Origin of the sequence: Phaeovulum molybdatiresistens, assembly GCF_023544865.1 — a bacterium.
Classification (GTDB): domain Bacteria; phylum Pseudomonadota; class Alphaproteobacteria; order Rhodobacterales; family Rhodobacteraceae; genus Pontitalea.
On record NZ_JAMJFX010000005.1, the window covers coordinates 1 to 14,048 of the forward strand.

General features: G+C 64.4%; 12 protein-coding genes. 5 read left to right on the forward strand and 7 right to left on the reverse strand.

The genetic code is table 11. The features are described from left to right. Nucleotides 1–139: 139 nt before the first annotated feature. Nucleotides 140–388 (reverse strand): DUF167 domain-containing protein, encoded by a 249-nt coding sequence (locus MXB90_RS05150; protein WP_250041926.1) that lies wholly within the window; start codon nucleotides 386–388, stop codon nucleotides 140–142. 138 nt (nucleotides 389–526) lie between these two features. Here MXB90_RS05150 and MXB90_RS05155 point away from each other — a divergent pair, with 138 nt between their 5' ends. Both MXB90_RS05155 and MXB90_RS05160 read left to right on the forward strand, forming a co-directional pair. Beyond that, entirely contained in the window at nucleotides 527–1,096 is a 570-nt protein-coding gene (locus MXB90_RS05155; RefSeq protein WP_250041934.1) for a nitroreductase family protein, read from the forward strand. Further along, the gene (locus MXB90_RS05160; protein WP_250041936.1) at nucleotides 1,093–1,785 is read left to right on the forward strand and encodes an EI24 domain-containing protein; all 693 of its coding nucleotides are present in this window, start codon (nucleotides 1,093–1,095) and stop codon (nucleotides 1,783–1,785) included. Before MXB90_RS05155 ends, MXB90_RS05160 begins: the two co-directional genes overlap by 4 nt. Before the next feature lie 136 nt (nucleotides 1,786–1,921). Here MXB90_RS05160 and MXB90_RS05165 read toward each other — a convergent pair whose 3' ends face one another. Both MXB90_RS05165 and mce read right to left on the reverse strand, forming a co-directional pair. Next, nucleotides 1,922–2,188, reverse strand: coding sequence for a DUF1467 family protein (locus MXB90_RS05165; protein WP_250041938.1), 267 nt, complete (start codon nucleotides 2,186–2,188; stop codon nucleotides 1,922–1,924). After that, the gene (gene mce / locus MXB90_RS05170) at nucleotides 2,188–2,592 is read right to left on the reverse strand and encodes a methylmalonyl-CoA epimerase (protein ID WP_250041940.1); all 405 of its coding nucleotides are present in this window, start codon (nucleotides 2,590–2,592) and stop codon (nucleotides 2,188–2,190) included. Before mce ends, MXB90_RS05165 begins: the two co-directional genes overlap by 1 nt. A 150-nt stretch (nucleotides 2,593–2,742) precedes the next feature. On the opposite strand from mce, the gene MXB90_RS05175 reads away from it, so the two are divergent. Continuing rightward, complete coding sequence (locus MXB90_RS05175; RefSeq protein WP_250041942.1) at nucleotides 2,743–3,453, forward strand: response regulator; 711 nt, start codon at nucleotides 2,743–2,745, stop codon at nucleotides 3,451–3,453. A 69-nt stretch (nucleotides 3,454–3,522) separates the two neighbouring features. Here MXB90_RS05175 and aspS read toward each other — a convergent pair whose 3' ends face one another. Continuing rightward, complete coding sequence (gene aspS, locus MXB90_RS05180; protein WP_250041944.1) at nucleotides 3,523–5,301, reverse strand: aspartate--tRNA ligase; 1,779 nt, start codon at nucleotides 5,299–5,301, stop codon at nucleotides 3,523–3,525. A 208-nt stretch (nucleotides 5,302–5,509) separates the two neighbouring features. Here aspS and carB point away from each other — a divergent pair, with 208 nt between their 5' ends. After that, nucleotides 5,510–8,842 (forward strand): carbamoyl-phosphate synthase large subunit, encoded by a 3,333-nt coding sequence (carB, locus tag MXB90_RS05185; protein WP_250041953.1) that lies wholly within the window; start codon nucleotides 5,510–5,512, stop codon nucleotides 8,840–8,842. Nucleotides 8,843–8,907: 65 nt separating this feature from the next. Here carB and MXB90_RS05190 read toward each other — a convergent pair whose 3' ends face one another. Together MXB90_RS05190 and MXB90_RS05195 are read right to left on the reverse strand one after the other, a co-directional pair. Then, complete coding sequence (locus MXB90_RS05190) at nucleotides 8,908–9,252, reverse strand: carboxymuconolactone decarboxylase family protein (RefSeq protein WP_250041956.1); 345 nt, start codon at nucleotides 9,250–9,252, stop codon at nucleotides 8,908–8,910. A gap of 114 nt (nucleotides 9,253–9,366) precedes the next feature. Next, nucleotides 9,367–11,862 (reverse strand): GcvT family protein, encoded by a 2,496-nt coding sequence (locus MXB90_RS05195; protein WP_250041958.1) that lies wholly within the window; start codon nucleotides 11,860–11,862, stop codon nucleotides 9,367–9,369. A gap of 249 nt (nucleotides 11,863–12,111) precedes the next feature. On the opposite strand from MXB90_RS05195, the gene MXB90_RS05200 reads away from it, so the two are divergent. Further along, nucleotides 12,112–12,915 (forward strand): PRC-barrel domain-containing protein, encoded by an 804-nt coding sequence (locus tag MXB90_RS05200; protein ID WP_250041960.1) that lies wholly within the window; start codon nucleotides 12,112–12,114, stop codon nucleotides 12,913–12,915. Nucleotides 12,916–12,968: 53 nt separating this feature from the next. Here the strand turns inward: MXB90_RS05200 and MXB90_RS05205 are convergent, their stop codons facing one another. Continuing rightward, on the reverse strand, nucleotides 12,969–13,955 hold the full coding sequence (locus MXB90_RS05205; protein WP_250041962.1) for a 2-hydroxyacid dehydrogenase: 987 nt from the start codon (nucleotides 13,953–13,955) through the stop codon (nucleotides 12,969–12,971). Between the last annotated feature and the right edge of the window lie 93 nt (nucleotides 13,956–14,048).

A 14,048-nucleotide genomic window follows, 5' to 3' on the forward strand; every position in this document is an offset into this window, starting at 1 on the left:
TGTTGCCCGGTTCGTGCTCTTTACTACTTTGTGGGGGGGGCCCCCCCCCCCCCCCCCCCGCCGCATGCCCAAGCGGACAGGCCGGGGGTTTTGCACCCCCGGACCCCCGCAGGATATTTCAACAAAGCCGAAGCCCGGATCAGTCGATCTGAAACAGCTTGTCGCGTGCGCCCGCCCCACGGATCAGCGTCAGGCGCGAAGGGGGGATCCCCATAGATTTCGCAAGAAGTTTCGTCACGGCGGCGTTGGCCTTGCCATTCTCGGGCACGACCGTGACATAGGCCCGCAGGCCGTCGTCGGTCGGCACAAGGGCATTGCGTGACGCCTTCGGCGTGACCCGCACGGCGATCTGGGCGCCGGACCGTACAAGATGGCGTAGATTTTCCATTGCCCACTCCTCTGCCGAAAACCCTAAAGGCAATCGTCACCTGGTGCCAGCGCTCGCAAAGCGCACGCGGATGTCGGGGGACTGTCTTGCATTCCGCACCGCAAACCCCGACATCGGAGCCAGACCGAAGGAGGCCCCATGACCCAGACCACTCTCGACTTCCTGCTGACGCGCCGCTCGCATTCGCCAAAGACCTTGACCGCCCCCGTCCCGACCCGCGCCCAGTTGGAACCGATCCTGACGGCCGCCGCGCGCGTTCCAGACCATGGCATGCTGACGCCCTGGCGGTTCATCGTGCTTGAACGTCCCGCGCTGGCGCGGCTTGCGGCCACCGTGCGCCGCCTCGGGGCGGAACAGGCTCTGCCCGAAGAGGTGGTCGCCAAGGGCGCGGCGCAATTCGAGACCAGCCCCCTTGCCGTCGTCGTGGTTCATGTTCCGCGCGCCACGGAGAAGATTCCGGCGATCGAGCAGGTACTGTCGACCGGGGCTGCCTGCCTTGCGCTGGTCAATGCGGCGCTGGCGTCAGGTTGGGGGGCCGGCTGGGTGACCGGCTGGGTGTCGCACGATCCGACCTTCTGTAGACAAGGGCTTGACCTGGCCGAGGGCGAATTCGTGGCGGGCATTGTCCACATCGGCACATCAAGCGTGCAGCCCATAGACCGCCCCCGCCCCGATCTGACCTCGGTCGTGACCTGGGTCGACGCATGATCCTGACAGCTTTCTTCACGGCCTGGGGCGATCTGATCCGTCCGGGGTCGCTACGCGTGCTGGGGCTGGGCGTTGCCCTGGCGACCGGGCTTCTGATCGCGGTCTATGCGGCCTTCGCCTGGTTTCTGGGGCTGGTGCTGCCCGACACCATGACGCTGCCCTGGATCGGCGAGATCGGATGGGTGGATACCCTCGTATCCTGGGCCTCTCTGGGGCTGATGCTGGTGCTGTCTGTCTTCCTGATGGTGCCGGTCGCTGCGGCCTTCACCGGGCTGTTTCTGGATGATGTCGCCGAAGTCGTCGAAACGGCCCACTATCCCGGCCTGCCCCCGGTTCGCCGCCTGTCGCTTGCCGAGACGATGCGCGATGCGATGGCCTTCCTTGGCGTGATCCTTGGGGCGAACCTCGTGGCGCTTCTGATCTATCCCTTTGTCATCCCCTTCGCGCCGGTTCTGTTTCTGGGGTTGAACGGCTATCTGCTGGGCCGGGAATATTTCCACATGGCCGCCTTGCGGCGGATGGAACGGGACGACGCGCTGGCGCTGTATCGCGCAAACAAGGCGACGATCTGGATTGCCGGCGCGCTGATGGCGGTGCCGCTGTCGGTTCCTTTGTTGAACCTTCTGGTGCCGGTTCTGGGCGCAGCTACCTTCACGCATCTGTTCCACCGCATTCGCGGCACAAGCTGACCCCGAAAGGGCGGGGGTTTCACACCCCCGCACCCCCGTGGAGTATTTTTCCAAGAAGAAGCAGGTTGGGCTTCTTCTTGGTCCAAATACTCAAGTCGACGCCCGACGCCTGCGGCGCGTCCGGGTCTTTGCGCCCTCAGCCCAGCTGATTGAACCAATCGATGTCGCGCAGCGTGATCATGCCCGACAGGATGATCGTCGCGATGATCGCCCAAAGCACGATCGCGATCAGCGTGGTGATCCTGGCCTTCTTTCCGATCTGGGCATCCGCTGGGGCCGAGGGCGGTGTGCCGGGAACAACCTCACCGGCCTCTTCCTGGCTGCGGAAACGGATCGGCAACACGATGAAGAACACCATGAACCAGATCACGGCGAACAGGACGATGCCGCCTGTCAGGTTCATCAGACCTGCTCCAGTTCGACAAGGCAGCCGTTAAAATCCTTGGGATGCAGGAACAGGACCGGCTTGCCATGCGCGCCGATCTTTGGCTCGCCCGTCCCAAGCACCCGGGCGCCGGCGGCCTTGAGCTGGTCGCGCGCGGCAAGGATGTCATCGACCTCATAGCAGATGTGGTGAATGCCCCCGGCGGGGTTCTTTTCAAGAAAACCGGCGATCGGGGAATTTTCCCCCAGCGGGTAGAGCAGCTCGATCTTGGTGTTGGGCAATTCGATGAACACCACCGTCACCCCGTGATCGGGTTCGTCCTGCGGTGCGCCCACCTTTGCGCCCAGCGTGTCGCGGTATTGCGCCGCCGCCGCCTGCAGGTCGGGCACGGCGATGGCGACATGGTTCAAACGTCCGATCATGGGGGCCTCCGGTCTGGTTTGCCTGCGTTTAGCGGGCGGGGGGGGCTGCGCGCAAGCGCGAAGCATGGCTGGCGCCGATTAACCTGCCATTAGCCAAATCCGGGTTTAGTCGGAACAGGACGCGATTCTCCTCTGCCAAGGATGACACTGATGAGCGACGATCTGAGTGATTTCATTGCCACCCGCGTGGCCACCGCCAACCGCCCGCTGCTGGGGCTGACGGTGCTGGTCGTGGAAGACAGCCGATATGCCTCGGAAGCGATGCGGCTGTTGTGTCTGCGGTCGGGGGCGCGAATCCGGCGTGCGGATTGCCTGCGTTCGGCCGCGCGGCATCTGCAGTGCTACCGTCCCGGGGTTGTGGTCGTGGACATGGGGTTGCCGGATGGGTCGGGGGCGGATCTGATCCGCGTGATCCGCGACATGGCGCCGCCGCTGCCGGTGGTGCTGGCCACATCGGGCGACCCCGATGCCGAGGATGAGGCGATGGAGGCGGGGGCGGATGGGTTCCTGCCCAAGCCGGTGGAAAGCCTGGCATTGTTTCAGCAAGCAATCCTGTCCGCCCTGCCGCGCGAATCGCGCCCCTTTGGACTGCGCGCGCTGAGCGATGAGCGGGTAGAGCCTGACCCGCTGGCCCTGCGCGACGATCTGATCCATATGGCGCAGCTGCTGGCCCATGCACCGGACCGACGCGAACTTGGGTATGTCGCGCAGTTTCTGACCGGGGTGGCGCGCTCGGCTCATGACGATGCGCTGGAACGCGCGGCCAGCGCGCTGGGGCGCGCGGGAACGCCGTCAGAGGCTGCAGTTTCGCGCCTTGCCGGAATGGTGCAGCAACGCCTTGCCGCGGGATCCACCTTCTGAAGGCCGCCAATGCAAAAGGCGCGCCCGCCGGACGCGCCTTTGCCCTGGCAGCGGCGGTGCGCGCCAGGTTCACTCTTTCGGGATCACCCGCAACCGCAGTTCGCGCAGCTGTTCGTTGGTGGGTTCCGACGGCGCGGCCATCATCAGGTCTTCGGCGCGCTGGTTCATCGGGAACATGATGACTTCACGGATGTTCATCTCATCCGCCAGAAGCATCACGATCCGGTCGATACCGGCGGCGCAGCCACCGTGCGGGGGGGCGCCATATTTGAACGCCTTGACCATACCACCAAAGCGCTTTTCGACCTCTTCCTTGCCATAGCCGGCCAGTTCGAAAGCCTTGAACATGATTTCGGGCTTGTGGTTGCGGATGCCGCCCGACACCAGTTCATAGCCGTTGCAGGCCAGGTCATACTGATAGGCATGAACCTTCAGCGGGTCACCCATCAGCGCCTCCAGCCCGCCCTGCGGCATCGAGAAGGGGTTGTGGCTGAAGTCGATCTTGCCGGTTTCCGCGTCCTTTTCATACATCGGGAAATCGACGATCCAGGCGAATTTGAACACGCCTTCCTCGGTCAGGCCCAGTTCGCGGCCAATTTCATTGCGGGCGCGCCCGGCGACGGCCTCGAACTGTTCGGGGCGACCGCCCAGGAAGAAGGCCGCGTCACCCTCGCCCAGACCAAGCTGCAGGCGGATCGCCTCGGTCCGTTCGGGGCCGATGTTCTTGGCCAGGGGGCCCGCGGCCTCCATCTGGCCGTCATCGCCCTTGCGCCAGAAGATATACCCCATGCCCGGCAGGCCCTGCTGTTGCGCGAAGGCGTTCATCCGGTCACAGAACTTGCGGCTGCCGCCAGTCGGCGCGGGGATCGCGCGGATCTCGGTGCCCTCATTTTCCAGCAGTTTGGCAAAGATCGCAAAGCCCGAGTCGCGGAAGTGATCCGACACGATCTGCATCTTGATCGGGTTGCGCAGGTCGGGCTTGTCGCTGCCATACCACAGCATCGAATCCTTGTAGGCGATGCGCGGCCAGTCGGGATCAACGCGGCGGCCGTTGCCGAATTCCTCAAACAGGCCCTGGATCACCGGCTGGACGGCGGCAAAGACATCCTCCTGGGTGACGAAGCTCATCTCGACGTCAAGCTGGTAGAAGTCGGTCGGGCTGCGGTCGGCGCGCGGGTCTTCGTCGCGGAAGCAGGGCGCGATCTGGAAATAGCGGTCAAAGCCCGCGACCATGATCAGCTGCTTGAACTGCTGCGGCGCCTGGGGCAGCGCGTAGAACTTGCCCGGATGCAGGCGCGAGGGCACCAGAAAGTCGCGCGCGCCCTCGGGGGACGAAGCGGTGATGATCGGCGTCTGGAATTCGTTGAAGCCCGCGTTCCACATCCGGTTGCGGATCGACCGCACCACGTTTGACCGCAGCATCATGTTGTTGTGCAGGCTTTCGCGCCGCAGGTCCAGAAAACGGTAGGTCAGGCGGGTTTCTTCCGGGTAGTCCTGGTCGCCGAATACCGGCAGGGGCAGTTCCTCGGCCGGGCCAAGAACCTCGACCTCGCGGACGTAAACCTCGATCTCGCCGGTCGGGATCTTGGGGTTGACCAAGCCGGCATCGCGCAGCTTGACCGTGCCGTCGATGCGGATCACCCATTCCGCGCGAACACTTTCTAGCGCGGCAAAGGCGGGGCTGTCGCCATCGCACAGCACCTGCGTGATACCGTAATGGTCGCGCAGGTCGATGAACAGCACGCCCCCGTGATCGCGCACCCGGTGCACCCAGCCCGAAAGCCGGACGTTCTGGCCTGCATGGTCCTTGTTAAGGTCCGCACAGGTATGGCTGCGATAGGCGTGCATGGTTCTCCCCTTGTCCCGGGCTGGATTCATATCCGCGCGTTCAACCTTCTGGCCGCGCCGAAGTCAAGCGATCGTGCATCCGCGCCGCCGAATGTGCCCCCTGCCCGGGCCGCACAGGCAGTTGACGCAATCGAGGGCTTGCGCGCAGGCTTTGCAGGACTATAACGCCGTCAATTTGCGCGCCGCCGGGATGACAAAGGGGAAAGACATGCCGAAGAGAACCGATATCAAGTCCATTCTCATCATCGGCGCGGGGCCCATCGTCATCGGGCAGGCCTGCGAATTCGACTATTCCGGCGCCCAGGCCTGCAAGGCGCTGCGCGAGGAAGGCTACCGGGTCATCCTGGTCAACTCGAACCCGGCCACGATCATGACCGATCCAGAAATGGCCGACGCCACCTATATCGAGCCGATCACCCCCGAGGTCGTCGCCAAGATCATCGAAAAGGAACGCCCCGACGCGCTGCTGCCGACGATGGGCGGGCAGACCGGCCTGAACACCTCATTGGCGCTGGCCGACATGGGTGTGTTGGAAAAGTACAATGTTGAACTGATCGGCGCCAATCGCGACGCCATCGAAATGGCAGAAGATCGCAAGTTGTTCCGCGAGGCGATGGACCGCATCGGCCTGGAAAACCCGCGCGCCACGATCATTGCCGCCCCGAAACTGCCCAACGGCAAATATGACATCAACGCCGGCGTCGCCGAGGCGATGCGCGCGATCGACGACGTCGGCCTGCCCGCGATCATTCGCCCCGCCTTCACGCTGGGCGGCACCGGCGGCGGCGTGGCCTACAACCGCGACGACTATGAGGCGATCTGCCGCTCGGGGCTTGATGCCTCGCCGGTGGCGCAGATCCTGGTCGATGAATCGCTGCTGGGTTGGAAAGAGTACGAAATGGAGGTCGTCCGCGACAAGGCGGACAACGCGATCATCGTCTGCTCGATCGAGAACATCGACCCCATGGGCGTGCACACGGGCGATTCGATCACCGTGGCCCCGGCGCTGACGCTGACCGACAAGGAATACCAGATCATGCGCAACGGCAGCATCGCCGTGCTGCGTGAAATCGGCGTGGAAACCGGCGGGTCGAACGTGCAATGGGCGATCAACCCGAAAGACGGCCGCATGGTCGTGATCGAGATGAACCCCCGCGTGTCGCGGTCCTCGGCGCTGGCATCCAAGGCCACCGGCTTCCCGATCGCCAAGATCGCGGCAAAACTGGCCGTAGGCTACACGCTGGACGAGTTGGACAACGACATCACCAAGGTTACGCCCGCGTCGTTCGAACCCACCATCGACTATGTCGTGACCAAGATCCCGCGCTTTGCCTTTGAGAAATTCCCCGGGTCCAAGGCCGAACTGACCACCGCAATGAAATCGGTGGGCGAGGCGATGGCGATTGGCCGCACCTTCCACGAATCGGTGCAAAAGGCGCTGGCCTCGATGGAAACCGGCCTGACCGGCTTTGACGAAATCGAAATCCCCGGCGCGCCCGACAAGGCCGCCGTCATCAAGGCGATCTCGGGGCAGACCCCGGACCGGATGCGCCTGATCGCCCAAGCCATGCGTGAAGGCCTGACCGACGAGGAAATCCAGCACGCCACCGCCTTCGACCCCTGGTTCCTGGCCCGGATCCGCGAAATCGTGGAAACCGAGGTCGAGATCCGCCGCACCGGCCTGCCGGTCACTGAAAAGGGCCTGCGCGACCTGAAGATGATGGGCTTCACCGATGCCCGTCTGGCCAAGCTGACCGGTCGGGATGAGGCCAACATCCGCCGCGCCCGCCGCAACCTTGGCGTCAAGGCCGTGTTCAAGCGCATCGACACCTGCGCCGCCGAGTTCGAGGCCCAGACCCCCTATATGTATTCCACCTATGAGGCCCCCGCGATGGGCGACGTGGAATGTGAGGCCCGCCCCTCGGATCGCAAGAAGGTGGTGATCCTGGGCGGTGGCCCGAACCGGATCGGTCAGGGGATTGAATTCGACTATTGCTGCTGCCACGCCTGTTTCGCGCTGACCAAGGTCGTCTACGAAACGATCATGGTCAACTGCAACCCGGAGACCGTGTCGACCGACTACGACACGTCGGACCGGCTGTATTTCGAGCCGCTGACGCTGGAACATGTGCTGGAAATCCTGCGCGTGGAGCAGGAAAACGGCACGCTGCACGGGGTGATCGTGCAGTTCGGCGGCCAGACCCCGCTGAAACTGGCCAATGCGCTGGAGGCCGAGGGCATCCCGATCCTGGGCACCACGCCCGACGCCATCGACCTTGCCGAAGACCGTGAACGGTTCCAGCACCTGCTGCATGATCTGGGCCTGAAGCAGCCGGTGAACGGCATCGCCTCGTCCGAGGCGCAGGCCATTGAAATCGCCTACAAGGTCGGCTTCCCTCTGGTGATCCGCCCCTCCTACGTTCTGGGCGGCCGCGCGATGGAAATCGTGCGCGACATGGACCATCTGAAGCGCTACATCGCGACCGCCGTGCATGTGTCGGGCGACAGCCCGGTGCTTCTGGACAGCTACCTATCCGGCGCGATCGAGGTGGACGTGGACGCCCTGTCCGACGGCAAGACCGTGCATGTCGCGGGCATCATGCAGCATATCGAGGAAGCGGGCGTCCATTCGGGCGATTCCGCCTGCTCGCTGCCGCCCTACAGCCTCTCGCCCGAAACCGTGGCCGAGCTGAAGGAACAGACCGTCAAACTGGCCCTTGGCCTGAACGTCGTCGGCCTGATGAACGTGCAGTTCGCGATCAAGGACGGCGTGATCTATGTGCTGGAGGTCAACCCCCGCGCCTCGCGTACGGTGCCGTTCGTCGCCAAGGCGACCGACAGCGCCATCGCGTCAATCGCGGCGCGGCTGATGGCGGGCGAGCCGATGGCGAATTTCCCGATGCGCGCCGCCTATCCCGAGGGCGTGGGCCCCGAAACCCCCCTGCCCTTCGCCGATCCGCTGACGCTGGCCGATCCGAACACGCCTTGGTATTCGGTGAAAGAGGCCGTGCTGCCCTTTGCCCGCTTCCCCGGCGTCGATACGCTGCTGGGCCCGGAAATGCGTTCCACCGGCGAGGTGATGGGCTGGGACCGCAACTTCCCGCGCGCCTTCCTGAAGGCGCAGCTTGGGGCCGGCACCCACCTGCCCGAAGAGGGCCGCGTGTTCCTGTCGATCAAGGATGCCGACAAGACCGCCGATCTGGCGCAGGCCGCGCGCGACCTGATCGCGATGGGCTTTTCGCTGGTCGCCACCCGCGGCACCGCGCTGTGGCTGAAGGAAAACGGGGTTGAGGCAGAGCTGGTCAACAAGGTCTACGAAGGCCGCCCGAACATCGTGGACCGGCTGAAGAACGGCGATATCCAACTGGTCATGAACACGACCGAGGGCAGCCAGGCCGTGTCCGACAGCCGCGAAATCCGCGCCGTCGCGCTTTACGACAAGATCCCCTATTTCACCACGGCCGCGGCCAGCATCGCGGCGGTCGCGGCGATGAAGTCGCGCGGCGAAGGGGATATCAGCGTGCGCCCGCTGCAGGCCTGATCCAGGCAGCCCCCACACATCAAAAGGCCCGCGCCACCCGCGCGGGCCTTTGCATTTCGCAGGCGTCAGCCCTGCTGCGCGGCCAGTTCGTCCCAGCAGCCTAGGGCGTGGCCCGCATACATCATGCCCGGCCCCCCGGCCATCTGCACCGCCATGGCCAGCACATCGGCCAGCTCTTCGCGGGTGCCGCCCGCTTTCATCAGCGCCTCGACATGGAACATGATGCAAGGCTCACAGCGCAGCACCACCGACATGCCCAGCGCCACGAATTCCTTTTCCTTCAGCGACAGGACCCCGTTTTCCTTGACCGCCTTCGACAGCGTGCCAAAGCCCTGCATCGCCGCCGGTGCGGTCTTGTTCAGCGCCCGCAGCTCGCCGCGCATTTCGTCCATCTTTGCCTTGTAGCTCATGAAAATCTCCTGTTCCGGCTGTCGGGTTCAGGTCGCACGGCAACATTCACGCGACCTTGACCTGCGTCAAATCCCATTCAAATCCCGGAATATTTCCCGCCTCGCTGCGAAGGGTCAGCCATCGGTGCGGATGCGCAGGTTCTGCGGGTCATGGGGGCTATCCTCAACCACCACCGCATCCCATTGCTGGCGCAGCATCCGCACCTTCAGCCGCTGCCCCACCCCGGCCAGATCGGGGCGCACATAGCCCATGCCGATCTGCTTGCCAAAGACCACCGACCAGCCGCCGGATGTCAGCCGGCCGACCTTTTCCCCGTCCAGCAGGATCGCCTCCTTGCCCCAGGGGTCGGTGTCATCCGGCCCATCGATCAGCAGGGTCACGCATTTCGAACGCAGGCCTTTGTCCAGCATCGCCTGCTTGCCCAGAAACGGCTTCGACAGATCCACGAAGCGGTCCAGCCCGCCTTCCAGCGGCGTGGCATCGCGGCCCAGTTCGTTGCCGAACGCGCGGTAGGATTTTTCTTGCCGCAGCCAGTTCTGCGCCCGCGCGCCGACCAGCTTCATCCCATGTTTCGCCCCGGCGGCCAGCAGCTGATCCCACAGATAGCGGCCTATCTCGATCGGATGGTGCAGTTCCCACCCCAGTTCGCCGGTATAGGCCACGCGCAGCGCACGCACCGGGCACATGCCCAGTTCGATGTTGCGCCAGGAAAGCCAGGGGAAGCGCGCGTTGCCCAGAACCGTGTCGGGATCAGCATCCTTGACGATTTCGCGCAGGATGGCGCGAGACTTGGGCCCCGCCAGCGCAAAAACGCCCCATTGGGTGGTGACATCGTGGATCTCGATATAGCCGAAATCGGACATTTTATCTTCGGCGCATTGGCGCAGATAGGAGCCATCATAGGCAGACCAGGCCCCGGCCGAGATCAGGTAATATTCATTTTCCGATAATCTGACGATGGTATATTCGGTTCGCGTGGTGCCTGCGGGCGTCAGCGCATAGGTCAGGTTGATGCGGCCCACCTTGGGCAGCCTGTTGGTAGTGAACCAGTCCAGGAAGGCCGTCGCGCCGGGGCCGCGCAGCAGATGCTTGGTAAAGGCGGTCGCGTCGATCAGGCCCGCGGTTTCGCGGATCACCCGCGCCTCGGCCTCGGCATAGGGCCACCAGCTGCCGCGCCGGAAGCTGCGGCCGTTGTGGTCGAAATCGGACGCCACGCCGGGGGCATAGTAATTCGGCCGTTCCCATCCGTTGACCTGCCCCATCTGCGCGCCCAGCGCGATCTGGCGGTCATAGTTCGGCGCGGTGCGCAGCGGGCGACAGGCTTCGCGTTCCTCATCGGGGTGGTGCAGGATGAAGACATGTTCGTAACATTCCTCATTCTTGCGCGCGGCATATTCGGTGGTCATCCAGGGGCCGTAGCGGCGCGGATCAAGGCTGGCCATGTCGATCTCGGCCTCGCCCTCGGTCATCAGTTGCGCAAGGTAATGGCCGGTGCCGCCCGCCGCGGTGATGCCAAAGCTGAACCCCTCTGCCAGCCACATGTTGCACAGCCCCGGCGCGGGGCCAACCAGCGGGTTGCCATCGGGCGTATAACAGATCGGACCGTTGAAATCGTCCTTCAGCCCCACGCTTTCCGACGAGGGGATGCGGTGGATCATCGACAAATATTCCGCCTCGATCCGGTCCAGATCCAGCGGGAACAGATCCGCGCGGAAGGATTGCGGCACGTCATACAGGAACCGTGCCGGCGCCCCGCGTTCATAGGGGCCCAGGATCCAGCCGCCGCGTTCTTCGCGCACGTACCATTTCGCATCGGCATCACGCAGCACGGGATGTTCAGGGTTGCCGGCGGCCCGCCAGGCGGCCAGCGCCGGGTCGGGTTCGGTCACGATATACTGATGTTCCACCGGAATCGCGGGGATCTTGATCCCCAGCAGCCGGGCGGTGCGCTGCGCATGATTGCCGGTGGCGGTGACGACATGTTCGGCGCGCACTTCCACCATCTCGCCCGAGCCGACAAGATTGCCGCCCCGTTCCACCATCTGTTCCAGCGTCACGATCCATTCGCTGCCCGTCCAGCGATAGCCGTTCACCTGCATCTTGCGCAGGATCGCCACCCCGCGCATCCGCGCGCCCTTGGCCATGGCCTGGGTCACATCGGCGGGGTTGATATAGCCGTCCTGCGGGTGAAACAGCGCGCCCTTCAGATCCTCGGTCCGCACCAGCGGCCAGCGGTCCCGGATCTGCGCGGGCGTCAGAAATTCGTGATGGACACCGGCGGTTTCGGCCACGGTTGAATACAGCATGTATTCATCCATGCGGTCCTGGGTCTGCGCCATGCGCAGGTTGCCCACAACCGCGAAGCCCGCGTTCAGCCCTGTCTCGGCCTCCAGCCCCTTGTAGAAATCGACCGAGTATTTGTGGATGTGGGTGGTCGCATAGCCCATGTTGAACAGCGGCAGCAGGCCCGCGGCATGCCAGGTCGACCCGGATGTCAGCTCATCGCGTTCCACCAGCATCGTGTCCCAGCCCGCCTTGGCCAGATGATAGGCGATCGCACAGCCGACGGCACCGCCGCCGACGACCAGGGCTTGGACATGGGTTTTCATGGGCGATTCCCTTGGGTCTTTGTCCCGTTCTGCCAGACCTGTCGCCGCGCGGGCCATCCCGCCCGACCTTTGCCAGCCAAAAGCGACATGCGCGGGCGCGGGCAACGCAAAGCCCGCGCCGGGGTTCCGCGCGCGGGCAAAAATAAACCCGGGAACCCCGGCCCCGGGCCTGCCGTTTCTACCCCGCAATCGGGACGCGACCCGACGGATCGCAACGCCCCGGAATGTTCTGAAAAGGGAGACTGACCCATGAAAAAGCTTCTTGTCACCACCGCGCTTGGCCTGTTTGCCGCGGCCCCCGCCCTGGCCGATACCCACATGGCGGCCGAGCAGACGGGTGCACCCGCTGCCGCCCAAGTGGACGTGACGGCCGAAATCTTTGTGCCCGTGGTGGATCAGGCGGTTCTGGCCTCGGACTTCATCGGCAAGCGCGTCTATGTGTCCGAAGCCGACATCGACCCGACGCCGATCAACGATGCCGCCGCCGAATGGAACGACATCGGTGAAATCGGCGATGTGGTGATCAGCCGCGCCGGTGATGTCGAGGCCGTTCTGGTCGATGTCGGCGGCTTCCTTGGCATCGGCGAAAAGACGGTTGCGGTGAACATGTCCGGCCTGACCATGGTGCAGGATGGCGATAACCCGGATGATTATTTCATCGTTGTCCGCGGCACCAAACAGGCGGTTGAGACCGCGCCGACCTATCAGCTTGAGGGCGCCGAAACCGCAGCCACCCCGCAGGCCGAGGCCGACCCCGCGCCCGTCGCGACCGCGCAAAATTTCGACGGTCTGACCGCGGAACAGCTGACCGGCGCCCCGGTGCATGGTGCCAATGACGAAAAGATCGGTGAGGTCAGCGACCTGGTCCTGGGCCAAGACGATTCGATCACCCATGTGATCGTGGATGTGGGCGGCTTCCTGGGCCTTGGCAGCAAGTCGGTGGCCCTTAGCCCCGACATGGTCACGGTCGCGCAGCCGGATGCGGATGATCCCCGCCTGATCGTTGCCGCCAGCGAAGACCAGCTGAAGCAGATGCCCGAATTGACCCGCTGATCCGGGGGAATATATCAAGAACAAGGCCCGGCGTCATGCGCCGGGCCTTTGGCTTACAGCATCCCCGGAACCACCAGATCCGGCGGCCGGTGCCCATCGGCGAAGGTCTTGATGTTGATGATGACCTTCTCGCCCATCTCGACCCGCCCCTCGATCGTGGCCGATCCCATATGCGGCAGCAACACCACATTAGGCAGTTCGCGCAGCCGCGGGTTGATCTCGGCGCCGTGTTCGAACACATCCAGCCCCGCCCCGGCAATTTCGCCCGCGCGCAGCATCCGCGTCAGGGCGTTTTCGTCGATCACCTCCCCGCGTGAGGTGTTCACGATCACCGCCGAGGGCTTCATCAGCTTCAGCCGCCGTGCGTTCAGCAGGTGGAAGGTCGATGGCGTATGCGGGCAGTTGACCGACACCACATCCATCCGGCTGACCATCTGGTCCAGACTTTCCCACCAGGTCGCCTCAAGTTCCTGCTCGATCTCGGGGCGCAGGCGCTTGCGGTTGTGATAGTGGATCTGCATCCCGAAGGCGCGCGCCCGCCGCGCCAGCGCCTGCCCGATGCGCCCCATGCCCAGAATGCCCAGCCGCTTGCCGCCGACCCGGCCACCCAGGAAGGCGGTGGGCGACCAGCCACGCCATTCGCCCGCCTGCATCACCGACATGCCTTCGGGGATGCGCCGGATCACGCCCAGAATCAGCGCCATCGCCATGTCGGCGGTGTCTTCGGTCACCACGCCGGGGGTGTTGGCCACCAAAATCCCCCGCTGACGGGCCGTGGCCACGTCGATGTGATCGATACCCGCGCCGTAATTGGCGATCAGCTTCAGCTTGTCGCCCGCTGCCGCCAGCATGTTGGCCTCGATCGAATCGGTCACGCAGGGCACCAGCACATCGGCACGCTGCATGGCCGTGACCAGTTCCTCACGGGTCATCCGCCGATCGGTTTCGTTCAACTCGACGTCGAACAATTCCTTCATCCGGGTCTCGACGACCTCGGGCAACCGTCGCGTCACGACAACACTCAGGCGCGGTGCGGGCATGGCGGGGGTCTCCTCTCTTCCAAACGCCTTCTTCTGGGTGCAAAGTGACGCGCAACGGGCCGGGGGACAAGGCCCCGAACGGGCACAAAACGC